The 20,054-nt window shown below is 67.3% G+C and carries 28 protein-coding genes; 7 read left to right on the top strand and 21 right to left on the bottom strand.

The window, feature by feature from the left end; all coding sequences use genetic code 11:
- The first annotated feature begins 19 nt into the window (after positions 1-19).
- The 3 genes from MUG96_RS13050 to MUG96_RS13040 are packed head-to-tail and all read left to right on the top strand — an operon-like array spanning position 20 to position 2,624.
- Positions 20-1,324 carry a M28 family peptidase gene (locus MUG96_RS13050; RefSeq protein ID WP_246983421.1) on the top strand — a complete coding sequence of 435 codons (1,305 nt, stop codon included), beginning with the start codon at positions 20-22 and terminating at the stop codon, positions 1,322-1,324.
- 40 nt (positions 1,325-1,364) lie between these two features.
- Entirely contained in the window at positions 1,365-2,132 is a 768-nt protein-coding gene (locus MUG96_RS13045; RefSeq protein ID WP_246983419.1) for an NAD(+)/NADH kinase, read from the top strand.
- Positions 2,133-2,183: 51 nt separating this feature from the next.
- Positions 2,184-2,624 carry a DUF7313 family protein gene (locus tag MUG96_RS13040; protein WP_246983417.1) on the top strand — a complete coding sequence of 147 codons (441 nt, stop codon included), beginning with the start codon at positions 2,184-2,186 and terminating at the stop codon, positions 2,622-2,624.
- 355 nt (positions 2,625-2,979) lie between these two features.
- Here the strand turns inward: MUG96_RS13040 and MUG96_RS13035 are convergent, their stop codons facing one another.
- The 8 genes from MUG96_RS13035 to MUG96_RS13000 form a co-directional block, all read right to left on the bottom strand.
- Positions 2,980-3,246, bottom strand: a complete 267-nt coding sequence (locus MUG96_RS13035) for a DUF7314 family protein (protein ID WP_246983414.1) — start codon at positions 3,244-3,246, stop codon at positions 2,980-2,982.
- Complete coding sequence (locus MUG96_RS13030) at positions 3,239-3,505, bottom strand: DUF7315 family membrane protein (RefSeq protein ID WP_443984568.1); 267 nt, start codon at positions 3,503-3,505, stop codon at positions 3,239-3,241. The genes MUG96_RS13035 and MUG96_RS13030 overlap by 8 nt, the downstream gene beginning before the upstream one ends.
- A 261-nt stretch (positions 3,506-3,766) precedes the next feature.
- Complete coding sequence (locus MUG96_RS13025; protein ID WP_246983413.1) at positions 3,767-4,603, bottom strand: cytochrome b family protein; 837 nt, start codon at positions 4,601-4,603, stop codon at positions 3,767-3,769.
- 4 nt (positions 4,604-4,607) lie between these two features.
- Entirely contained in the window at positions 4,608-5,411 is an 804-nt protein-coding gene (locus MUG96_RS13020; protein WP_246983411.1) for a cytochrome b, read from the bottom strand.
- 4 nt (positions 5,412-5,415) lie between these two features.
- Positions 5,416-6,306 (bottom strand): Rieske (2Fe-2S) protein, encoded by an 891-nt coding sequence (locus MUG96_RS13015; protein ID WP_246983410.1) that lies wholly within the window; start codon positions 6,304-6,306, stop codon positions 5,416-5,418.
- Position 6,307: 1 nt separating this feature from the next.
- Positions 6,308-6,694, bottom strand: a complete 387-nt coding sequence (locus MUG96_RS13010) for a DUF7318 family protein (RefSeq protein WP_246983409.1) — start codon at positions 6,692-6,694, stop codon at positions 6,308-6,310.
- Positions 6,694-7,371, bottom strand: a complete 678-nt coding sequence (locus MUG96_RS13005; RefSeq protein WP_246983408.1) for a halocyanin domain-containing protein — start codon at positions 7,369-7,371, stop codon at positions 6,694-6,696. The genes MUG96_RS13010 and MUG96_RS13005 overlap by 1 nt, the downstream gene beginning before the upstream one ends.
- A gap of 135 nt (positions 7,372-7,506) precedes the next feature.
- Positions 7,507-8,496, bottom strand: coding sequence for a DUF7319 domain-containing protein (locus tag MUG96_RS13000; RefSeq protein WP_246983407.1), 990 nt, complete (start codon positions 8,494-8,496; stop codon positions 7,507-7,509).
- Positions 8,497-8,610: 114 nt separating this feature from the next.
- Between MUG96_RS13000 and MUG96_RS12995 the strand changes: the two genes are divergently transcribed.
- Positions 8,611-9,102: a DUF7321 family protein gene (locus tag MUG96_RS12995; protein ID WP_246983406.1), complete on the top strand. Its 492-nt coding sequence runs from the start codon at positions 8,611-8,613 to the stop codon at positions 9,100-9,102.
- A gap of 42 nt (positions 9,103-9,144) precedes the next feature.
- Here the strand turns inward: MUG96_RS12995 and nth are convergent, their stop codons facing one another.
- Positions 9,145-9,828, bottom strand: a complete 684-nt coding sequence (gene nth / locus MUG96_RS12990) for an endonuclease III (RefSeq protein ID WP_246983405.1) — start codon at positions 9,826-9,828, stop codon at positions 9,145-9,147.
- An 80-nt stretch (positions 9,829-9,908) separates the two neighbouring features.
- Between nth and MUG96_RS12985 the strand changes: the two genes are divergently transcribed.
- The gene (locus MUG96_RS12985; RefSeq protein ID WP_246983403.1) at positions 9,909-10,706 is read left to right on the top strand and encodes an RIO1 family regulatory kinase/ATPase domain-containing protein; all 798 of its coding nucleotides are present in this window, start codon (positions 9,909-9,911) and stop codon (positions 10,704-10,706) included.
- On the opposite strand, the gene MUG96_RS12980 is transcribed toward MUG96_RS12985, so the two are convergent.
- The 5 genes from MUG96_RS12980 to MUG96_RS12960 form a co-directional block, all read right to left on the bottom strand.
- A complete protein-coding gene (locus tag MUG96_RS12980) occupies positions 10,707-10,925 on the bottom strand; it encodes a cupredoxin domain-containing protein (RefSeq protein ID WP_246983401.1) in 219 nt (72 codons plus the stop codon).
- 299 nt (positions 10,926-11,224) lie between these two features.
- Positions 11,225-12,037 (bottom strand): carbon-nitrogen family hydrolase, encoded by an 813-nt coding sequence (locus tag MUG96_RS12975; protein WP_246983399.1) that lies wholly within the window; start codon positions 12,035-12,037, stop codon positions 11,225-11,227.
- Entirely contained in the window at positions 12,034-12,465 is a 432-nt protein-coding gene (locus MUG96_RS12970) for an SRPBCC family protein (protein WP_246983398.1), read from the bottom strand. Before MUG96_RS12970 ends, MUG96_RS12975 begins: the two co-directional genes overlap by 4 nt.
- Positions 12,466-12,528: 63 nt before the next feature.
- A complete protein-coding gene (locus MUG96_RS12965) occupies positions 12,529-12,753 on the bottom strand; it encodes a DUF7123 family protein (RefSeq protein WP_246983396.1) in 225 nt (74 codons plus the stop codon).
- 94 nt (positions 12,754-12,847) lie between these two features.
- Complete coding sequence (locus tag MUG96_RS12960) at positions 12,848-13,033, bottom strand: DUF7525 family protein (RefSeq protein ID WP_246983394.1); 186 nt, start codon at positions 13,031-13,033, stop codon at positions 12,848-12,850.
- A gap of 549 nt (positions 13,034-13,582) precedes the next feature.
- Between MUG96_RS12960 and MUG96_RS12955 the strand changes: the two genes are divergently transcribed.
- Positions 13,583-14,020, top strand: a complete 438-nt coding sequence (locus tag MUG96_RS12955) for a DUF7528 family protein (protein ID WP_246983391.1) — start codon at positions 13,583-13,585, stop codon at positions 14,018-14,020.
- Positions 14,021-14,098: 78 nt separating this feature from the next.
- Here MUG96_RS12955 and MUG96_RS12950 read toward each other — a convergent pair whose 3' ends face one another.
- Entirely contained in the window at positions 14,099-15,133 is a 1,035-nt protein-coding gene (locus MUG96_RS12950) for a phosphate signaling complex PhoU family protein (protein ID WP_246983390.1), read from the bottom strand.
- Positions 15,134-15,260: 127 nt separating this feature from the next.
- On the bottom strand, positions 15,261-16,328 hold the full coding sequence (locus MUG96_RS12945; RefSeq protein ID WP_246983388.1) for an ATP-NAD kinase family protein: 1,068 nt from the start codon (positions 16,326-16,328) through the stop codon (positions 15,261-15,263).
- 120 nt (positions 16,329-16,448) lie between these two features.
- Between MUG96_RS12945 and MUG96_RS12940 the strand changes: the two genes are divergently transcribed.
- Positions 16,449-16,589, top strand: coding sequence for a hypothetical protein (locus MUG96_RS12940; RefSeq protein WP_246983386.1), 141 nt, complete (start codon positions 16,449-16,451; stop codon positions 16,587-16,589).
- Between the two features lie 4 nt (positions 16,590-16,593).
- Here the strand turns inward: MUG96_RS12940 and MUG96_RS12935 are convergent, their stop codons facing one another.
- From MUG96_RS12935 to tfe, 5 genes are all read right to left on the bottom strand, one after another.
- The gene (locus MUG96_RS12935; RefSeq protein WP_246983385.1) at positions 16,594-17,286 is read right to left on the bottom strand and encodes a competence/damage-inducible protein A; all 693 of its coding nucleotides are present in this window, start codon (positions 17,284-17,286) and stop codon (positions 16,594-16,596) included.
- Between the two features lie 78 nt (positions 17,287-17,364).
- Entirely contained in the window at positions 17,365-18,000 is a 636-nt protein-coding gene (locus MUG96_RS12930) for a chemotaxis protein CheC (RefSeq protein ID WP_246983383.1), read from the bottom strand.
- A 91-nt stretch (positions 18,001-18,091) separates the two neighbouring features.
- Positions 18,092-18,853 (bottom strand): DUF5803 family protein, encoded by a 762-nt coding sequence (locus MUG96_RS12925; RefSeq protein WP_246983382.1) that lies wholly within the window; start codon positions 18,851-18,853, stop codon positions 18,092-18,094.
- A 1-nt stretch (position 18,854) separates the two neighbouring features.
- On the bottom strand, positions 18,855-19,520 hold the full coding sequence (locus MUG96_RS12920) for a DUF2110 family protein (protein WP_246983379.1): 666 nt from the start codon (positions 19,518-19,520) through the stop codon (positions 18,855-18,857).
- Positions 19,520-20,050, bottom strand: coding sequence for a transcription factor E (gene tfe, locus MUG96_RS12915; RefSeq protein WP_246983378.1), 531 nt, complete (start codon positions 20,048-20,050; stop codon positions 19,520-19,522). The genes MUG96_RS12920 and tfe overlap by 1 nt, the downstream gene beginning before the upstream one ends.
- Positions 20,051-20,054 lie beyond the last annotated feature (4 nt).

Genomic DNA, 20,054 nt, shown 5'->3' with positions numbered 1-20,054 from the left:
CGCCGCCCGCCCCACGGGCATGGACACGGCCTGGATCGGGCACACGTTCACCAGCGACGCCGGGTGGGACCACCTCGAACGCCTCGTCGACCTCGGGGACCGAATGGCCGGCAGCGACGGCGAACGCCGCGCGGCCGAACTGACCCGCGACGCGCTTGCCGACGCCGGCGCCCGGGACGCGCACCTGACGGAGTTCGACATCCAGGGCTGGACGCGTGGGACCAGCCGCATCGACGCCGCCGGGACCACGGGCGACTGCATCGCGCTCCCCCGAAGCCCCGCCGAGACCGCCACCGGCCCGCTGGTCGATCTCGGCGACGGACTCCCGGACGACTTCGAGGCGGCGGACATCGAGGGGGCAGTCGCCATGGTCAGCGACGGCGTCCCCGACTGGTTCGACCGGAGCATCCACCGCCGCGAGAAGTACTACCGCGCGGTCGAGGGCGGGGCCGATGCCTTCGTCTTCCGGAGCGACACCGACGGCTGTCTCGCGCCGACCGGCAGCGTCGGCACCGACGACGCCCCCATCGGCGCGATTCCCTCCGTCGGCGTCTCGAAGGAGGTCGGCCACCGGCTCGGCCGCCGTTTCGAGGGCGACGACGTGACCGTGACGGTCGAGGCCGAGATCGGGCCGGCGACCTCTCAGAACGTCCACGCGGACCTCGGCCCGGACACCGAGGAGGCCCTCCTGCTCACGAGCCACGTCGACGCCCACGACATCGCGGAGGGCGCGATGGACAACGGCGCGGGGACGGCGATGGTCGTCGAGGTCGCGACCGCGCTCGCCCGCCGCGACCTCGACACGCGCGTCCACGTCGTCTGCTTCGGCGCCGAGGAGGTCGGTCTCGTCGGCTCGAATCACCACGCCGCCCGGACGGACCGCGACGCGATCCGGGCCGTCGTCAACAACGACGGCGTCGTTCGGGGGCGGACCCTCGGCGTGACGACCCACGGGTTCGACGCCCTCGGCGACGCCGTGCGGACGGTTGCCGACCGCTTCGACCACCCGGTCACCGTCGACCCGCGGATGGGACCCCACAGCGACCACTGGTCGTACACGAAACGCGGCGTTCCGGGCGCGTACGTCCACAGCGACAGCGGGCCGGGCCGCGGCTGGGGGCACACGCGCGCGGACACACTCGACAAACTCGACGTCCGAGACCTCCGCGAACAGGCCATCCTCGTGACCGACCTCGTCGTCGAACTCGCCCGCACCGACCGCTCGATCCCCCACGCCGACACCGACGCTATCGCGGCCGCGCTCGAACGGCAAGGGGAGGCAGCCGCGATGAAACTGACCGGCGACTGGCCGTTCCGGTCGTGAGTCCCCACGCTTTTGCCGACCCGGTGCCAGGACCCGTGTGATGAGTGAGTCTGCCGCGGGCACGGTCGTCGGTGTCGTCGGCGAGGACAGCGACACCGTCCGTGCCGCCGTCGAGGCCGCCGGGGCCGAGGTCGTGACCGGGCCACCCGAGACCGTTCGCGAAGCCGATCCGGAGCGCCTCGTCGCCGTCGGCCCCCGGTCGCTCTCGGTGCTCGTCGCCGCAGACGTTCCGACCGCGCCGGTCCTCCCCGTGGACGCCGGGCCGGGAGTTCCGTCGGTCCCGCTCGCCGACGGCGAGGCCGGTGTCGAGGCCTTCCTCGCCGGCGCGAACGGGACGGTCACGGAGCCGGTCCTCGACGTGGCGGTCGACGGGCAGCATCGCACGCGCGCGCTGGCGGACGTGATGCTCGTGACGGCCGAACCGGCCCGCATCTCCGGGTACGCCGTCGCGACCGGCGAGCGAGCAGTCGCCGACTTCCGTGCCGACGGGGTCGTGGTCGCCACCCCGCTTGGCAGTCACGGGTACACGAGCCGCGTCGATGGGCCGACTGTCGCGCCCGGAACGGGCGTCGCCGCCGTCGTTCCCGTCGCGCCGTTCGCGACCGATCCCGACCACTGGGTACTACCCCTCTCCGATGTGGAACTCCGCGTCGTCCGCGACGAACACGCGGTCGAACTCCACGCCGACCACCGGACCGTCGGCACCATCCCGCCGGGAGCCCCCGTCTCGCTCTCCGTCGCCGATCACCTCACGCTCGCGACGGTGCCGGGGAGCCAGTCGGTGTTCGACGCCGACGGCGACACCTGATCGCGGCGGCGATTGGAAAAACTCTAATGGTGCAGGTACGGACGTTCGTGTATGGCAGCACCATCGGTCACGTTCTTCGGACCACTCGACACGGTCCTGGGGCCGTACATGGGGTACGTCTTGCTGGCCCTCGCCGTGGTCAACATCGCAACGCGGGCGTTCCAGCACCGCCAGCACGTCAAGCAGGCCGAGGAGGGTGCGGAGGCGCTGAGCCGGCACCCCATCCACGTCGCCTCCAACGTCCTGCTCGTGCTCGCGTCGTTCTACTACGTGAGCCTCCACCAGCACTCCGGCATCGTCGCCTCGTCGCTCATCGTCGGCCTGTTCATCACCGACTTCTTCGAGTTCGAGGCACGCAAGGTGGAAGCCCGCCGCGGGATCGACCTCGAACGACCGAAAGGCGCCATCGCCGCCTCGGCGTTCGTCCTGATGTACGTCGCGTACATCACCCTGTTTTTCATCGTCAAGCCCATCTGGTCGTCCATCGTCTGACGACCGCACTCCGTTCTCGGCTTCCTTCCCCAACGAGCAGCCGTCCCTGTGTCCCGCCTCCGGAACCACGATGCCGCGGTACCGACACTGGGGCTGCCAGCTCGGTCCCGACTCGTCGCCCGTTTCTTCCGCCCTCGAACCGCGACTGAGCGCTCGTCGGCGGTGGAGAGAAGACGGTCGACGACTGCTGCCTCGCTCTCACGACGGACACCCCCCCGAGGCGGGGCGCCAACGAGCCGCGAACTCGACGGCAGGCGCCAACCCCGTGGACCGGCCGGGAGCACCGCCATACTGTCGCCGGCGAGCGTACCGTCGGCTCACCGGCAGTGAAAGCGCGAAAAGCGAGTGTGGTTGATTAGCTGTTCCGATCGGACCAGGCGTCGCGGGCTTCGTCGACGGCAGGGATGATGACCCAGAAGGTGAGCGCGCCGATGAGCGCGAACCAGAACAGCGCGTCCTTCAGCAGCAGACCGAGCTGTCCGTACACCTCGACGTTCTCGGGGTCCGGTGCGATCAACTGGGTATCCTCGAAGCCTGCCGTGTTGTACCAGCCCGCCAGGACCATCCAGCCCAGCCCGGCCGTCATCAGGATGCCGAGGCCCTTGGCGAATTCGTCAGCCATTATCGGAATCTTCGTCGGTGTCGTCTTTAGACTTTCCCATTCCGTCCGCACGGAAGCGCGTCGAGAACGCGTACGCCGCCGCGCCCGCGACGATCAGAGCGATCCCGACCAGCGCGAGCAGCGGGTCGATCTCCGAGAAACTCGCCCGTGCCCGGTTCGTCGCCGTGTCCAGCACGACGAACCCGCCGACGACCGTCACCACCGCGAACAGCGTCGTGAACACCGTCACCGCTTTGTAGACTCGCATCGGGACGACCACGTCACGCGTCTTCCCGTCGTCGTCTCCGTTGCCCTCGGCCTCGTTCTCGCCGCTCGTTCCTACCGGCTCGGCGGCGGCAGTCCGTGCGTCACCGGCCGCCCCGCCGGCGTCCGGTGCCGGTGCTGCTATCGAGTCACCGGTCGCGGTCGTGCCCTCGTCGGCGGCTGACCGGTCTTCGGCCCCGTCCGAGTCGGACGGCTCTTTCGTTGTGTGGTCGTCGGTCATTGAGAAGTAGCACTGCGACGAAACGGTGGGCGCGCGTTACTTCGGCGGCCGGAGCCGGTAGTACCGGCGGTTGAGGGTGAACATGTATCCCTCGCGCATCGACTTGAGGATGGCGTAGCTGATGAACCCTGCCACGAATGGCAACAGGAAGGTCAGGTCGAGCAGCAGCGCCGACCCCATCGGCATCAGGTTCTTCACCGACAGCACTGCGATGGTGAACGCGAACACGACGCCGAAGACGCCGACCGACGCCCAGAAGGGCTGTTCGACCGGCCGCCGGGCCGCACCCTTGTTCAGGAAGGGCACGATGGCGATGATGCCGACGATCACCAGGTTCGCCAGGACACCGTAGGTCTGGTCGGCCATGAGCTTCGCGCCGCCCAGCAGGCTCAGCTCGGGGTTCAGCGGACCGAGCTTGAGCAGGCCAAAGGACCAGTAGAGGTACCAGTCCGGCAGGATGACCGCCGGGGTCTTCGAGGCGTTCGCCGGCGCGCCCAGGTGGGGCGGCAGCGTCGCCGACAGGAAGATGATCATCCCGACGAAGAAACTCGACAGCGCGAGGTTGCGGATCATCTCGTGGGGCCAGGCCGGGAAGCCAAGCACGTCGCGCTCGACGTAGCTGGACTCCTGGCGCAGGTCCTGGTCCTCGCGGCGTGCGCGCTCGAAGTACTCGTAGGTCAGCCGGGAGAGCCCCTGGGTGCGCTCCTTGCGCTCGCTCCAGGTCGGGGTCTCGTCGTCCGGCGGGACGATGCCCGTCCCGCCGTCGGTGACTTCCTCGCCACCGTCAGAGCGTAGCTCTGACGAGGCCCCGCTCGCTTCGCTCGCGGGACCACCGTCGGTCGCCGTCTCGGAGTTGGTGTTGTCCTCGGTCATTGTGTTAGTGTGGTTCCGCGATGCCCTGCATCCAGACGATGCCGATGTGGACCGCGATCAGCAGAGTCACGATAAAGGGCAGGAAGAACACGTGCAGGATGTACATCCGCTGCAGCGTGGCCTGCGTCAGCGTGAACCCGCCGAACATCAGCTGGGCGACCCACTCGCCGGCCAGCGGGATGGAGAGGGCCATGTTGACGCCGATGGTGCCGGCCCAGTAGGCCAGCTGGTCCCACGGGAGCAGGTACCCCGTGTATCCGAAGACCATCGTCAGGCTGATCAGCACGATGCCGATGATCCAGTTCAGCTCACGGGGTTCCTTGTACGCGCCCGTGAAGTAGACCCGCAGCATGTGCAGGAACACGGCCGCCGTCATCACCTGTGCCGACCACCGGTGGATCGACCGGAGCATGAACCCGAAGTTGAGCTGGGTCATGATCAGCTCCAGCTGTTCGTAGGCGACCGTCGGGTTCCCCGACGCCCCGGCTGCCGCCGGAGCGTAGTAGAACCCGAGCAAAGCGCCGGATATTGCCGCGACGATGTACGCTAATGTCGAGAACGACCCCAGCGCGTACAGCGGGTACCAGTACCAGAACTTGTTGTCGAGCCCGTACTGCTCAGTGTGGCTCTTCGGCATCTGCATGTTGACCTTGTAGTACAGGTCCTCCAGCAGCTCCAGGTAGTCGACCAACCGAAACCGCTTGTCGAGCCACATCAGGATGCCGAGGTACCGCTCCTCGACGACCGTCAGGTCGCGGGTCTCCATCCACCCTTCGTGATCGTGTTCGTCTTTCTTTTCGAGACTCATTGTATCACTCCTCCGGCCGCGGTAGTGCGACGAAGGACTTGCTCACCGGACTGAACGGGTCGTACACCGACTGGTGGCACTGACAGTACACTTCATTCTCCGCGTCGAACTTAGCACTTCCCTCGTACGCCTTGAACTGGGGCACACAGCAGAAGTGCGTACACTTGTTCATCCAGGCGATGAAGTCCTGTTCGGTCGCCGCCTCGTAGAAGTTCCGCACGCTGTCAGGGACGTCGCTGTATCTGCCTTCGCCGTTGATAACCTTCGAGACCTCCGGACTCCGGACGACCTGGACGGGGATGTTCGAGGCGTCCTCGGCGTCGGACCGCCAGTTCGTGATTGCCGGCTTGCCCAGCCCGGACTGACCGATGCCGTTACCCCAGTCCTGGTAGTCGTCGAAGTCCTCGACGAACATCTTGTCTCCGGGCTCTTTGGCCTCGGACTGCCAGCTGAGACCAGCCGGCGGGCCGGACGCGGCACGGAAGAAGTTCGTCACGTCGGCCTCGGGTTCGGGCTGGATGCCCGTGTAGTTCTGAATCCCGCAGTACTGGAACCACGTCGAGGAGTAGGTCGTCCCGCCGATATCGCTCTCCGCGAGCTTGACGGTCCGACCCTGCTGTTCCACCTCTTTCACCTCGGGCCAGACGCCCTTGAGTGCGCCCTCGGAGTCGATGGTGATCGGGACGATCGGCATCCCGCGCGGTGCGGGCCCGGCGGTGTTTTCGACGCCCATGAACTGCGTGATCCCGCCACCGACACCGGAGGGTCTGGTCACTGTGTCGAGCGCCGCGGCACCACCGGTGCCGACGCCCGCCAACGCTGCACTGCCGACGACGCCTTTCACGAAGCGTCGCCGGCCGGTTTCGCTCGGGTATTTGTCTTCATCAAGTGGCATATTATTTCTTGTAGTAGGGGTACAGCGCCCGCTTGACGCCGTCCCAGGGGTCTTCGACGAACTTCTGTCCTTCCACGTCGTCCTCGCGGATGTAGAGGTCCTCCCACTTCCGGCGGCGTTTCTTGACGATCATCACGTCAGGGAGGAACTCCTTGCGGTACAGGAGCATGATGAACGCCAGGTCGATGAAGATCGCGGCCAGCAGGCCGCCCAGGAACATGTTACCCAGTTCCGTCAGGCCCCAGCCGGAGATCAGTCCGTACGTGAACAGCCCGACGAACACGACCTCGATGACCGTCAGGAGGACGATCGCCAGTGCCGCCGCCGTGCTCTCACGCGGCGGCTCGTAGCGGTGGATGTCCCCGTAACTGCTGCCTTCCGAGGACATCAGTCGTTCCCTCCTTTGCTGTGGGCCGACTCGCCGTACTTCAGCAGGAAGAACGTGAAGATCAGGGAGACGACCATCATCAGGACCGTCGCGATCCCGACGTAGTGGGCCTGGAAGGGCACGCCCATGTGTTCGGGGTTCAGCGGCGTGTTCTGGTTACCGCCGGCCGCGACCGTCTCGAAGTCCGCGCCGGGCTGGCCGACGACGATCGAGCCTTTCATCCCGAGGCTCTTGTGCGGCGCACAGTAGTAGTTGAAGACGCCGCCCTCCTCGAAGGTGTGCTCGAAGTTGACGCCGGCCGACGCGACCGCCGACCCTGAGTCGAACGCACCGTTCTCGGCGATAACGTTGTGGCCGCCACCTTCGCCGGTCCACTCGAACTTGACCGTCGTTCCCTTCGAGACGTGGACAGCCGGCGGACCGAACCCGTAGGGCTGGCCGCCGTTGTCGACGCCGACCTCGACCGTCACCTCGTCCTGGCCGGTCATATCCTGGACGTTGCCGTTGTAGTTCCCGACACCGTCGAGGTAGCCGCCGAGGTCCGGCTTTCCACCGCCGCCGCCACCACCACCACCGCCGCCGCTCTCGGCGGCTGCGGCGGTGCCTGTGCTGGCTGACACGGCGGCGGTCCCGCCGGCAGCCCCGCCGGCTGTCCGGAGAAAGTCCCGCCTGTTCATATACATCCGAAACTCAGGACTGCCTTTTGATAAACCCACCGAATACGCCGGCAGGAACGGCACTGTACTCCCGAACCGCCGTTTGCGGCTCCGGCCGCTCGGCCGCTCGTCCGGGGCCCGGACGCACCCTCGAACTCAGCCCTCGCGGTCCGCGATATCCCCCTCGTCGCCGCCTGCTGCATCGTCCGTCTCGGCGGCCGCATCGTCTTCGTTTTCGTCCACCGCCGACTCTCCCGAGGTCACCGGCTGGCCGGAGTCGCCGCCGTCCGCATCCGCGGCCGCGTCCCCGACGAAGCGGCCGTCCTCGATGGGGACGAAGTCCGGGCGTTCGCCCGATTCCAGCCCGATCGCACGCAGGCGATTGCGGTACTCCTCCGCGCGAAAGCGGTCCGAGAGCCTGGCGTTCGCGACGACGGTAAAGAGGATCAGTCCGATGGTCAGGAAGCCGAGCCCGCCGATCAGGCCCACGATGTTCAGGTCCGTCACGACGAACGCGCCGATCAGCCCGATCCCGGCGAGCAACTGGATGCCGCCGATCACCTGTAACATGAGGTTCCCGAGTTCGCCGCTCCCCTCGGGCACCTCCTGCGGTTCGGGAAGGAGATCGCCGTCGGGCATCTCGGGGGCGTCGTAGGACTCCATCGAACACAGCGCGACGCTCGGTTTCACGTCCCTGAGGACGGTCCCGCGCCCCTCGATACTGCCGTCAGGGTAGACGACCGCGTATCCCTCGTCGGAGTAGGCGACGATCCGGCCGTCGACGCGCTCGATCCGCGCGAACACGTCCCGGTCGAGCACGCGCCGTTTGAGGTCCGCCTCCACCCGCCCGAGGAGTTCGTCGCCCGTGATCCAGGTGTCGGGGTCGAACGCGGCCTCCCACTCGTCGGCGCTCATCTCCTCCATCTGGTCGGGGCCGAAGTTCTCGAAGTCGTACTTCGCCTCGACCTCCGCACGCAGTTCTTCAGTGGTGACTTCCTCGGCCTCGCCGGGGGCCGGCGTTTCCGCTGTCTCGGCGGTCGCGCCCGCCTCGGTCCCGTCGGGGCTCGCGTCCTCGCGCTCCGTGGACTCGGTCGCCGCGCCCTCGCGTCGATCCGCGGCCGCGTCCTCGTCGGAGGCGTCAACCATTGTGCCCCTATAGGGTCGCAGGTCCCGTTAGGGTGACGGTTGCGGTCGCCGCTGAGGGATGGGTCCGTCACCGCCTTCCGGCACCCTCAAGCCTGCCCTGTCCCTAGCGCGATCATGCTCGGCCTCTCGGAGGGCGCGACCGCGACCGTCGTCGTCCTGGCTGTCACCCTGAGTTTCCCCTGTTTCCTGTACGGCGCGTGGATCATGATCGACGCCGAGAAGGTCACCTGGGGCGTGCTCACACACCACCTGAAGTTCATCCTCACCGGGCTGACCCTGACGACCGTTCCCATGGTGACGTGGATGATCCCGCGACTGACCCAGCAACTCTCCGGCGCCGCCGCGCTTCACGCCTTCCTCGGCCTCCAGGCGTACGCGATGCTCGCCTTCGGCGGCACCGGTATCGTCCGCATCTTCCGCGCCAAGTGGGAACACGACCTCTACTACGACTACGACGAGGACGTGTTGCTCGACGAGATCGGGTCCGAGCGGATGCAGTTCTGGCGCCGTCGCCTCCGCATCGGCGTCTTCGGTTACACCTTCTTCTGGATTCTCGCCTACCTCGTCGGGGTCGTCCGCTACTTCCTGAAATACCGGCCGATCTGAGGGCGGCGAGTACTCACGGCGCTCGCCACACCCCTTACACCCTCACCAGGCCTCGCCGCTCGCCAGGTCGGTGCCGTGGTCCAGTTTCGAGGAGGGACACAGGTCCTCGACCACGCACTCCCCGCAGTCGGGGTTGCGCGCCGAACAGACCGCGCGGCCGTGACTGATCATGAGGTGGGTGAAGTCCTGCCACTCCGACTCGGGGACGACCGGCATCAGGTCCTCTTCGATGGCCTCGGGCCGCTTTTCCTCGGTGATGCCGAGCCGCCGGGTCAGCCGCTGGACGTGCGTGTCGACGACGATCCCCTCGACCACGTCGTGGCCGTGCTGGAGGACCACGTTCGCGGTCTTTCGGCCGACGCCGGGGAGGTCAGTGAGTTCGCTCATCGTGTCCGGGACCTCCCCGTCGTGGTCCTCGATCATCTTCGTACAGGCCTCCCTGATGTAGCCGGCCTTGTTGTTGTAGTAGGTCACCGAGTTCAGGTCCTCGGCGAGTTCGTCCTGGTCGACGGCCGCGTAGTCCTCTGGGCCGTCGTACTTCTCGAAGAGGTCCGCAGTGACCGTGTTGACCCGTTCGTCGGTACACTGCGCCGAGAGGATCACCGCGATCAGAAGCTCCAACCGGTTCGAGAACTCCAGCGAGATGGTCGTGTCCGGGTACTCCTCGTGCAGCCGGTCGACGACGTCGGCGACCTGGTCCTCACGCGAGTCGCGTGGCGTGCCCATACCCGTACCCCGGCCGGCGACGCCTTGGACGTGTCGACTCGTCCGAAAAGCTTTGATACTTGCTAATAGTATTACAGGAAGTGCCCCTCCGAACCTACCTCCGTGGTCGCCTGCCCCCGGAGCGCCTGGAGCGGGTCGTCGAGACGGTAGCCGCCCGCCACGACTGCGACCCGGCCCGCGTCGAGCCGCTGGAGGCCGACAACTGGCTGTCGACCCCGCTGGTCGTCGACGACGAGCTGTTCGTCAAGGTCGTCTCGGAGCAAAACGCGCTCGTCCACGGGTTGCTGACGGCCAGCCGGAACCTCGGTGCCCTCGCCAGCGGTACGCAGGGGTTTTTCGAGCACGTGCGGACGCCGGCGGCGATGGCCGACCGCGAACTCGCCGCGACCGAACGGATTCGCGACCTGGGCCTCAACGCGCCCGAACCCGTCGAGGCGTTCTCCGTGGACGGCCTCGGCGTCGCGGTCTTCGAGTACCTTCCAGCGTTCGACACGCTCGGGGAACTCGACCCGGACTGCGTGCGGATGCTCGCACCGGAGCTGTTCGCCGCTCTCGCGACGATGCACGACGCCGGCATCGCGCATGGCGACCTCCGCGAGGAGAACGTCCTCGTCGCCGACGCCACCCTCTATTTCATCGACGCGACGACCCTCCGGGAGGCGCGACTGGCCGACGCCCGCGCCTACGACCTCGCCTGCGGGCTGGCCGCGCTCGCGCCGCTCGTCGGCGCACGGACCGCCGTGACCGCCGCCCGTACCGCGTACCCGCCCGCCGACCTGCTCGCCGCCCGCGAGTTCCTCGATTTCGTCCGTGTCAGGCCCGACCACCGCTTCGACGCGGCCGCGGTCAAGGGCGAAATCGACACCGATGCAGCCTGATCACTCGCAGGGCAAGGGCCCCGGTTTCGTCGCGCCCCCGACCAGTACGACCCCAAACATACGCCCCTGACCGTGGATCGAACAGTAGTACTCGTAGGCCCCGGCCGACTCGAAGGTGTAGCTCGTCGTCTCGCCGCCGGTTCCACCGCTACACCCTGCGATGGCACCCAGGAGTGCTGCCCCGCCGAGCCGGATGACCTGCCGCCTGTCCTGTTGCATACGATGTTGGTTCGTGCCACTGCGGTACGAAATCGACCGTTCACCGTGTGATGGAGACGGCGGTCGGGACTGGAAGCAGTAGCGAGTGGGAGTATGCGGTGCCGTGAGCCGACGTTCCTCACGGCACCGACGGGCCGGAGGTGGCTGTCCGGACAGCCTCCTCGGGCGAGCGACGGCGGTGGCCGAGCAGCGAGGCGGGTGCGTCCTGATGTGCCGGCTGCGACGTGAAAAGCGCCTGTGCCGGCATCACCCTATTGCGGACGCCGACTCAAGAAAGGTTCGGTCGGAACATTCGGGTTCTACGAGCGTCTGTCCGCCAGCGCGGGGAACGTCTCCCGCACTTCGGTCACGCGCTCGGGGTCGGCCGTCGCGGTGACCAGCGCCGGATCGTCGCCGGAACTCGCCAGGACCGTCCCCCACGGGTCGTAGGCCGTCGACCGCCCGAGCAACGTCGCTTCGTCGAACGCCCCGCTCCCGTTGACCGTCGCGACGTAACACTGGTTCTCCACGGCCCGCGCACGCGGGAGCAGGGTCCAGTGTTCGACTCGCGGGTACGGCCAGGCGCTCGGCACGACCACGAGGGTCGCGCCCGCATCGACCAGCCGCCGGTACTGCTCGGGGAACCGCAGGTCGTAACAGGTCGTCACCCCCACGGTGAACCCCCCGAACTCGAAAAGGCCGGGTGAGTCCCCGGGCGTCAGTAGCTCCGCTTCGGCGGAGTCGTAGCCGAACAGGTGTCGCTTCCGGTACACCGCCAACCGGTCGCCGCTCGGGCCGAAGACGACGCTCGTGTTGGCGAGTCCCCCCTCTGCCGGCACGTCCGTGTCCGTCTCCGTGGCCGTGGCGTCGAGGTCCTCGACGATGCTCCCGGCGACGACGGCGACGCCGTGCTCGGCGGCCGCATCCGCGATCCGGCGGAGCGTCGGCCCGCCGAGCGGCTCTGCGGTCCGGGCGTAGGCGTCGAACGCGAAGTAGCCGACCGTGAACAACTCGGGGAGGGCAACGAGGTCGGCGCCATCCGCGGCGGCTCGGGTGATGGCGTCGACTGCCCGGTCGACGTTCGCCTCCACGTCGGCGGGCGCAATCGAGAGCTGTGCGAGCGCGAGCTTCATCGGGCTTCGAGGCCGAGGTCTTCGAGCATCGCGTTCTCGACGTTCTTGAGTTCGGCGTCCATGTTGCGCTTGAAGAACCGCTCGACGCCCGGGAGCTTGCCGTCGACGACGAAACTGTTGGTCACGCGCGTCCCGCCGTCGACGGCTTCGAGGGTGTGCTCGCCGACGACGCGCATCACCTTGGACTTCCCGACGAACTTCACGTGGGTCGGCGGCTCGAACTCGATGTCCTCGGTCTCGACCTTGACGTGGCGGTTGATGACGGGGATGGGGAGCTTGACGAACCAGGTGGCAGAGTGCTCGTCGTGTTGTTCGAAGTCGTCCACGACGCTGATGGGGCGGGCTCGTTTCTCCGGGTCCGCGATGAACGCCCACACGCGGTCGGGCTCGGCCGGCAACTCGAACGTCCGCTCGACCCGGACTGTCATATCTACCCCTTCGTGACCCGCATCAAAAAAGCGTCCGGCTCGGTTCGACGCGCGCAGCGCGCGTCAACTGCGCGTCACGCGCCAGGTCGTCGACCGGGCGCGGCCCCACTTCTCGATCTCGACGTCGTCGGATTTCTCGGCCAGTCGGGGCAGGCGGGCGCCGACCTGTTTTGCCGAGAGCCCGATCTGTTCGGCGATATTTCGCGCGCGGACGTACGCCTCGTCCCCGGCGACCTGGTCCCGGAGGTGGTCGAGAATCCGCTCCTCCTCTTCACTGAAATCGGCCATAGTTGTCATAGGTGGTCCGAAGTTAAAACGGTTCGTTTATGGCAAATCTAACGACTCGACTGTCCGTCGGTCCCCCGCGGCGGTCGGTGGCCGATCACGAAAAGGCGTGGATGGCCGCGACCGAGAGCCCGCCGAACAGCATGGCGAGGGCGAAACCCCAGCCCGCGGTCAACTGGTCGGCCGCGGCGACGTACATGACGACCGCGCCCGCGACGCCGAGGAGCCCGAACAGCAACCCGAGACCGAGCGACTTGTCCGTCCACGAAGCGGTGTCTGCCATTGGCCCACGCTATCCACACTGCCTACTTAGTTCATTCGAACCGACCGGACCGTCGGCGAGATCGAACTCCCCGTCGAATCCCTCGATTACGAGGAGCGCGTCGAGACGGATGTCTTCGGTACAGAAAACGAGGCGAACGCCTCCGTTGACGGTTCCGGCGATGGGGACACGGAACCGGTGATGCGGAAACCCCGGACGGGACCACGACCGACGAGCGCGATTCGACGACCGGGACGCCGACGCCCATCCCGGTGCCCACCCCGACGCCCACCGACACCCCAACCGACGGGCCGCTCGGCCCGGACCGACCGACCCGGACCGACGACGCCGGCCTCATCGGATGATTGCCGGACGACTTCGTTTCGTCGACCGGCAGGGTGGATCGAACACCGGCAATTTCTGCCCTGACTTAAAGCACCCTCTCAGTCCGGAAGTAGGGTTAAAGTGCGGGGTCCGGAACGTGGGGTTGCATGACACGGAGTGGTCGCGCTCCTGATCGCGTTCTTCCCCTCTGAGGGGAACAACAACAACGCATCTGGGGTGAGGGTAATGACGAACGGAGAATCGATCGAAGTAACAATCGACGGACGGACGGTATCGCTGTCCCGCGAGCAGGCACGTGACCTGCAGGACGCGCTGGGCGACGCGATGACCCACAAGCGCGAGTTCCTGCACACGGCCGGGGAGCACCGTGAAGACGGCAAGTACGTCGTCTCACGCCGCAGTGCCGACTCGGCGGGAAACACCAAGGTGTTCGACGACTTCGAGCAGGTGCAACGCCTGTTCGAGCGCCTCCCGGATGAGTTCACCGCGGACGAGGTCAGTCGGACGGGGATCACCGGTTCGCGCCGGCACATGCTCGTCCGGCACTTCGCGGAACATCCGGCCTTCGACTGTACCATCGCGCGCCGCAACCCGCTCACGGTCGAAAAGACCGACGGCGGCGCGGGCGCCGAGGGGGACGTGGACCCGGCCGCTGCCGACTGACCCGGGTCCGACCGGTACCGCAGTTCTCGCGCCGCGGCGATGGCCGCTCGCCCGGCGCAGTGCCGCTGTCTCCGTGAGCTACTGGATCTCCGTGTGGACGGACTCCTCGTTGAGCGCGAGGTTCGTCGCGATCTCGGCGTTGCGGACCGCGTACTGTGCGGTCTGCTGGAGGCTGACCAGTACCTCGCGGACACGGAGCAGTTCCTCGTTTTCCATCTCGGGGAGGTCGCTGAGGATCTCCTGTTCGGTGTCGCCGATCTCCGCGAACTTCTCGCGGACGGCGATGGCGGTGTCGTAGTCCCGCTCGACCGCCGCTTCGACCGCCATCTCGGTGATCTCGTTGACCTGGTCCGTGAACTCGCGGATGCGCCGCATCGTCGAGGACTCCACGTTCAGGGTGTGGCCCTCGGTTTCGAGGACGATCTCGGCGATGTCCTCGGCGTTGTCGGCGGTCAGTTCGAGGTTCTTCGCGATGGAGCGGTAGCCGATGAGCGGGAAGCCGTTGTCCAGTCCGACGGCCCGCGCGAGGTTCGGGTTCTGGTAGGCGGTGAAGATCAGTCGCAGGAGGAGAACGAATATCTTGTTGGCCTGTCGCTCCCGGTTGAGTGCGCGCTGTGCGAGGTCGGGATTGCCGTGGGCCAGCGCCTTCACGGCCTCGTTGCGCATCGTCGACCCGGTCGATTCGAGGCGTTCGAGCAGGTTGTCGAGCGTGAAGTCCTCGGGGTCGACCGAACAGCGGATGGCGATGCGCTCGGGCGTCTCCTCGATGACCCCCAGACCCATCAACTGCGTCTCCGCGTTGTAGACGGCGTTGATGTGTTCGCTCTTGAGCGTCCCGTCCTCGCCGGCCTCGACGTGGATAATGCGCCGGCCGAGGACGTACTGTGCGACGATGGCGCGCTCGACCGAAGCCGCATCGAGGTCCTCCGCGTAGATGATCGCTTCGGACTCTTCGGTCTGTACCGATTCGGGCATCACCGTCAGCGTCCCTTTGCCGCCGATCCGTAGCGACACTTCGTCTCCTTTCTCGACGTTGTGCTCGGAGGCCCACTCCGCGGGAAGGGTCATCGCGAGCGTCGACGGACCGAGTCGTTGCACCTTCCGGGTTTCCATATGCCCTTTTTCAGACTCGCGCTCCCTTAATCCTGTCTATACACCATATAACTTGCGTGAGAATATTATACCACGTTCGTCAGATAACCGCCCCACGCGGCCGGTCCCCCGGTCACGTCCCAGCCCCTCAGACCACTTTCATCAGTCGGCGCTCGTAGCGGCCGACCCGTACCTGGAGCCAGCCACGCAGTTCCTCGTCCAGGTCGGGGTCGCCTGTATCGACCCGGAGCGTCCCCAGGTCGTCGAGCTTCCGCTTCGAGGCCACGACCTCGACCTCGCACTGGCGAACGACCGCCGGGGAGAGCTGCTGGTTCCCGCGGCCGAAGACGAACCCCTGGCCGCCGATGGGCGAGACGACGATGACGTTCTCGTCGCCGAGCGCCGCCAGGATGTCCGATTCCGCTGCGTCCGCGACCAGGACCTCGCCGTCGCGCCACACGTCGACGCCCAGCGCGGTCCCCGAAAAGCCCAGCGCCTCCTTGACCGCCCCGACGGTGCTCCCCGGCCCGAGGACGTACGTCACACCGTCACGGGCCTCGCGGGCGACGCCCTCCGCGAGGCTCTCGACGGTGCCCCCGCCCAACTGCTTGCTCGACTGGCGTTCGTCGGCCACGGGGACGTTCACGACCCCCCGGAGTTCGGTGTGGACCTCCCCCTCGCGGTACTGGTCCTCGTCGATGTCGTTGACCTCGGCGCGTTCGGTCTCCTCGAACCGCACTGCGATGCCGCCCGCGGCCCGCGGCGTGACGCCGAACACTTCCGAGTAGACCTTCACGCCCGCGGGGACGCCGATGACGGGCGTTTCGTCGTCGAGTTCGTCGAGCGTCTCGGTCACGTCAACGGCCGTTCCGTCCCCGCCGACGAAGAGGATCACGTCCACGCCGCGGTCGACGAACGCACGAACCGCCGCGCGCGTGTCCGCAGCCGTCGTCTCGCCGCTGTCGGGGCCGCCGACGACCGTCGGCTCGAACCCCGCCTCGCGTGCCTCCTCGGCACCCATCCGGCCGCCGTACGCGAGAACTCCGGTTTCGGGCGCGAGTTCGTGGACGCGCCGAAGCGCTGTCACTGCCCGCTCGGGCGCTCGCGGTTCCGCACCGCGGGCGCGGGCCTCCTCGACTTTCCCGTCGGTACCTTTGAGTCCGACGCGACCGCCCATCCCGGCGATTGGATTGACGACGACCCCGACCGTTCGCATTGGTCGGTGGTACTCGCGGCACACTCAAAAGCCGTCCGGGACCGCCGTGTGGCGGGACCGGCGGAGCGCTCGCGAGCGCAGTCCGGGACGCTTATGCCACAGCGGGGGGAACGCCGGTGTATGAGCGTCGTACTCGCCGAGGCAGCGGGCAACGCGACCGGTGCAGGTGTGCAGACGGGCGTCATCAACAACGCCGGCGCGCTGATCGGGCTGGTCAGCCTGATCCTCGTCGCCGCCTGGATCGCCTACTTCTACCGCTGAAGCGTCACTCTTCGGGCGCTTCGACTCGTTCCCGGAGCCACGCCGCCGCGTCCGCGACGACCGACTCGTCGGTCCCCTCTACCTTGATTCGGACGGTCTCGCCGGGATAGCTCCCCACCTTGACGCCGAACTCCTCGCGCAGGTCCCGCAGTCGGTCGAGCATCGCGCTCTCCGGTTCGTCGACCGCGACCGTCTCCGTGTACCGTCTGGTCCCCTCGAACCGGTCCGCGATTCCCTCGAACATCGCCTTCATCTCGTCGGGAACGCCGGGGAGGACGTACACCGAGTCCAGCACACAGCCGGGAGCGACGCCCGCCTCGTTGTGTAGCGGGTCCGCGCCCTCCGGGATGTGTGCGGTCCCCTCGGTGAGGTCCTCGCGGGCGTATCCCCCTTCGGATTCGAGCCACTCGAGGACGGCTTCGCTCCGGACAAGCTCGCGGCCGAACGCGGCTGCGACGCCGGCCATCGTCACGTCGTCGTGGGTCGGGCCGAGGCCGCCGGTGACGATCACCGCGTCGTAGTCCGCCCGGTACTCGTTGACGACGCGGGCGATGTCCCCGACCCTGTCGGGGACGACCGTCGTCCGCTCGATGGTCACGCCCCGGTCGGCCAGGCGTTCGCCGAGCCACGCGGCGTTCGTGTTGACCGTGTCCCCCGAGAGCAACTCGTCCCCGACCGTGACCAGCGCGACGCGCATACCCCCCGTACGCGTTCGGTGCCTAAAAGTCCCACAACTGTCGACCGGGACGGTCGTCGCCACACGCCGACCGCCCGGTCAGAACGCGTCCAGTTCCGGCTCCGCCGTCCGGACCTCGTCCATGTCGAGGTGGTCGAGCAGGTGGACGAAGGCACCGGGGTCGGGAATCAGGAAGATGCGGACCTGGAAGGCGCGATCCGGGTCGGACACGTCCACCTGGGAGTCAAGCACGACTGCCAGCGACTCGTGGCTGATGTGCGAGAGGTGCTCGGTCATCAGGTCGCGACCGCGCCCCGACTGCAGTTCCGGCGTTCCCATGTCGATGGACCGACGGAGCGTGTTGGCGATCCCGTCGATGAATCCCGAGGTGAAGATGTTACACATCTCCTGGAGTGCGCTCTCGTGAAACTGCGTGAGCTCGCCCTCGACCTCGTTGCCGGTCATGTGGGCGGCGATGTTGCGCGCCGTCTCCCGGCCGAAGGTCATGATGAAGGAGCCGTAGGGTGGCTCGGTGAGCTGGACGCTCGCGGAGTAGAGGTACTCGTCCCCGATGTCGTCGGGAATGTCCCCCGGATCGACCATCGAGAGGCTCTTGACGGCCACGTCCGCGGAGACGCCGGCGAGCGATTCGAGCGACTCCGCGACGTTCCCCGCGCCGTTCTCCATCAGGACGTTGATGACGCGCAGTTTCCGGATGTCGATCAGCAGGGGCATCGACCCGTTCGAGGGGACGCGGGCTGTTAGTGATTGCGGGCGCTACGAGCGCCGAAGCCGCACGAGCCGCTGCGGGGTCCTGCGTCGCCCCTCAGCCCATCCCCGGCGGCGGGCCGTCGTCGAACTCGTCGTCGTCGGTGTCGACGTCGAGCCCCACCTCCTCGCGCCGAGATTCGAGGGCACGAATCTGCCGGAGGTAGTAGAGCGCTCCGCCCCCGCCCGCGACGACCAGGAGGGCGAACAGGCCACCGAATATCAGCAGGTCACGCGCCAGGTAGTATCTGATCGAGAGCGACTGCGAGGTGACGTCGTCCCAGGTGAGCGTGACCTGGCCGTCCTCGCGGGCCGCCTCGTAGCCCCGCGGGCGCACCTGCGAGAGGATCGGCAGTCCGACGCGGGCACCCTCCGGGAGCGTCACCTCGTAGGTGCCGTCGACGAACGTCGGCGTCGCGAACTGTTTGCCCTGCCGGGGCTCGGCGAACGCGATCTGCCCGTAGCGTGCCGGCAGTTCGACGGTCGTTCGCTTCCGCTGGTAGGTGATGTTGTCCGCGGAGACGTTCGTCACCGTCCCGTTGCGGAACCGGAACTTCACGCCCTCGAGTTCGAGGTTGCTCTCGGTGCCGAGCGCGTCGCGGCCGTAGAACTCGATCTCGGACTGGTTGTGGACGCGCCAGACCGACCGGTACTCGGATCCGTTCAGCACGATACTGACGTTCCGGTCGGTCTCCCAGTCGTACGTGACGTTACGGTTGATCTTCTCGGGATCGGGGTCGCCCGGGCCGAGGACGGACCCACACCCGGCGAGGGCGACGACCAGGAGCAGCGCGCCGGCGGCGAGGTGCCTTCGTTTCATCTCAGGGAACGACTGCGAGCAGTTCCGATGGGAGGTACTCGCCGATGCTGGCGAGCAGTCCCGGCGGGTCGGTACCCTCCTTGCAGACGATGCTCCCCTCCAGCAGACCGAGCCGTTCGACGGTCACGATGTCGTCGGCGTGGCCGGCGCGGTTGACCGTCGCCCGTATCTCCGACCGGGTCGCGCTGTTGACGTTCACGCGACCCTCGCCACGCCGCCAGTCGTAGAGGCGGTCGCGCTCGTCGTCGGCAAGCCGCGGCGTATCGCCCCACACGAACCGAAGCGGGACGTGCTGGACCAGGCCGAACCGCTGGCGAATCTGCGTGGGCGTCCCCTGTCCCAGCCCGATTTCGGCGGCCGGAATCCGGACGCGCTGGCCGGCGTCCAGCACGAACCCCTCGTCGTCCCAGGATTCGAGCGTCCCGACGTAGGTTTCGCCGGCCTCGAACGTCGGCGTGATCGCGCCCCAGCGCTCTTCGAGGAGGTTCCGGGCCGCCGTCGCGTCAGGGCCGTCGACGGTGACGGTGGGGAACCCGTCGTCGCGCAATCCGATCTGGAAGTCAACGTCCAGATCGCCCACGTCGTCGGCGACCATCGACCGGAGGCCGTCGAGTGTACGGTCGCGGGCGTCGCCCTCGACGTACACTTTCGAAGCGAGGATGACCATCAGGCTTCGGTCTCTCGGTCCACGTTCAGTTCGTCGCGGAGGTCCGCGATGCGGTCGTCCATGGCGTCGACGAGTCCCGTGTTCTCCATGGCGTCGACCGGCGAGCCACACTCCGGACACTCGAACCCGAAGTCCATCGCCTCGTCGAACTCGAAGCGGATGCCACACACCTCACAGAGGTAGAACTCGTTGTTCGTCTCGTACTCCTCGCGTTCCTCCAGGGCGTCCAGCAGGCGATACATCTCCTCTTCCAGTTTCTCCGGGATCTTGTCGTACTCGAAGGTCCACAGGTACGTGAGCCACCCGGAGTCCTCGTCGCGGAGCCGTCGGTATTTCGCCAGATCGTTCTCGTAGAGGATGAACAGGGCCCGTCGCACGTCGTTGAGTTCGAGCCCGAGCTCCTCGGCGAGCTCCTCGTCGGTCACCTCGCCGTCCGGCGGCGCGGCGGCGACCGGCATCCCCTTCGGACCGACCAGCTCGTGGAGGTACTTCTGTATCACCGGGTCCTCCAGGAGTTCCTCAAAAGCCATTGCC

Origin of the sequence: Halorientalis marina (assembly GCF_023028345.1) — an archaeon.
Classification (GTDB): Archaea; Halobacteriota; Halobacteria; order Halobacteriales; family Haloarculaceae; genus Halorientalis; species Halorientalis marina.
Note: the sequence above shows the minus strand (reverse complement) of the source record. Positions and strands in the feature narration are given on the sequence as shown.

Excerpts from the sequence above, each read along its gene's own strand:
- MUG96_RS13005 (WP_246983408.1), bottom strand. The coding sequence starts at position 7,371 with ATGAACAGGCGGGACTTTCTCCGGACAGCCGGCGGGGCTGCCGGCGGG.
- MUG96_RS13025 (WP_246983413.1), bottom strand. The coding sequence starts at position 4,603 with ATGACCGAGGACAACACCAACTCCGAGACGGCGACCGACGGTGGTCCC.
- MUG96_RS13035 (WP_246983414.1), bottom strand. The coding sequence starts at position 3,246 with ATGGCTGACGAATTCGCCAAGGGCCTCGGCATCCTGATGACGGCCGGG.
- MUG96_RS13040 (WP_246983417.1), top strand. The coding sequence starts at position 2,184 with ATGGCAGCACCATCGGTCACGTTCTTCGGACCACTCGACACGGTCCTG.
- MUG96_RS12965 (WP_246983396.1), bottom strand. The coding sequence starts at position 12,753 with ATGGCCGATTTCAGTGAAGAGGAGGAGCGGATTCTCGACCACCTCCGG.
- nth (WP_246983405.1), bottom strand. The coding sequence starts at position 9,828 with ATGGGCACGCCACGCGACTCGCGTGAGGACCAGGTCGCCGACGTCGTC.
- MUG96_RS13000 (WP_246983407.1), bottom strand. The coding sequence starts at position 8,496 with ATGGTTGACGCCTCCGACGAGGACGCGGCCGCGGATCGACGCGAGGGC.
- MUG96_RS13050 (WP_246983421.1), top strand. The coding sequence starts at position 20 with ATGGACACGGCCTGGATCGGGCACACGTTCACCAGCGACGCCGGGTGG.
- MUG96_RS13020 (WP_246983411.1), bottom strand. The coding sequence starts at position 5,411 with ATGAGTCTCGAAAAGAAAGACGAACACGATCACGAAGGGTGGATGGAG.
- MUG96_RS12975 (WP_246983399.1), bottom strand. The coding sequence starts at position 12,037 with ATGAAGCTCGCGCTCGCACAGCTCTCGATTGCGCCCGCCGACGTGGAG.
- MUG96_RS12935 (WP_246983385.1), bottom strand. The coding sequence starts at position 17,286 with ATGCGCGTCGCGCTGGTCACGGTCGGGGACGAGTTGCTCTCGGGGGAC.
- tfe (WP_246983378.1), bottom strand. The coding sequence starts at position 20,050 with ATGGCTTTTGAGGAACTCCTGGAGGACCCGGTGATACAGAAGTACCTC.
- MUG96_RS12980 (WP_246983401.1), bottom strand. The coding sequence starts at position 10,925 with ATGCAACAGGACAGGCGGCAGGTCATCCGGCTCGGCGGGGCAGCACTC.
- MUG96_RS12940 (WP_246983386.1), top strand. The coding sequence starts at position 16,449 with ATGAGCGTCGTACTCGCCGAGGCAGCGGGCAACGCGACCGGTGCAGGT.
- MUG96_RS13010 (WP_246983409.1), bottom strand. The coding sequence starts at position 6,694 with ATGTCCTCGGAAGGCAGCAGTTACGGGGACATCCACCGCTACGAGCCG.
- MUG96_RS12925 (WP_246983382.1), bottom strand. The coding sequence starts at position 18,853 with ATGAAACGAAGGCACCTCGCCGCCGGCGCGCTGCTCCTGGTCGTCGCC.
- MUG96_RS12960 (WP_246983394.1), bottom strand. The coding sequence starts at position 13,033 with ATGGCAGACACCGCTTCGTGGACGGACAAGTCGCTCGGTCTCGGGTTG.
- MUG96_RS12955 (WP_246983391.1), top strand. The coding sequence starts at position 13,583 with ATGACGAACGGAGAATCGATCGAAGTAACAATCGACGGACGGACGGTA.
- MUG96_RS12920 (WP_246983379.1), bottom strand. The coding sequence starts at position 19,520 with ATGGTCATCCTCGCTTCGAAAGTGTACGTCGAGGGCGACGCCCGCGAC.
- MUG96_RS13015 (WP_246983410.1), bottom strand. The coding sequence starts at position 6,306 with ATGCCACTTGATGAAGACAAATACCCGAGCGAAACCGGCCGGCGACGC.
- MUG96_RS12945 (WP_246983388.1), bottom strand. The coding sequence starts at position 16,328 with ATGCGAACGGTCGGGGTCGTCGTCAATCCAATCGCCGGGATGGGCGGT.
- MUG96_RS12995 (WP_246983406.1), top strand. The coding sequence starts at position 8,611 with ATGCTCGGCCTCTCGGAGGGCGCGACCGCGACCGTCGTCGTCCTGGCT.
- MUG96_RS13045 (WP_246983419.1), top strand. The coding sequence starts at position 1,365 with ATGAGTGAGTCTGCCGCGGGCACGGTCGTCGGTGTCGTCGGCGAGGAC.
- MUG96_RS12930 (WP_246983383.1), bottom strand. The coding sequence starts at position 18,000 with ATGCCCCTGCTGATCGACATCCGGAAACTGCGCGTCATCAACGTCCTG.
- MUG96_RS12970 (WP_246983398.1), bottom strand. The coding sequence starts at position 12,465 with ATGACAGTCCGGGTCGAGCGGACGTTCGAGTTGCCGGCCGAGCCCGAC.
- MUG96_RS12950 (WP_246983390.1), bottom strand. The coding sequence starts at position 15,133 with ATGGAAACCCGGAAGGTGCAACGACTCGGTCCGTCGACGCTCGCGATG.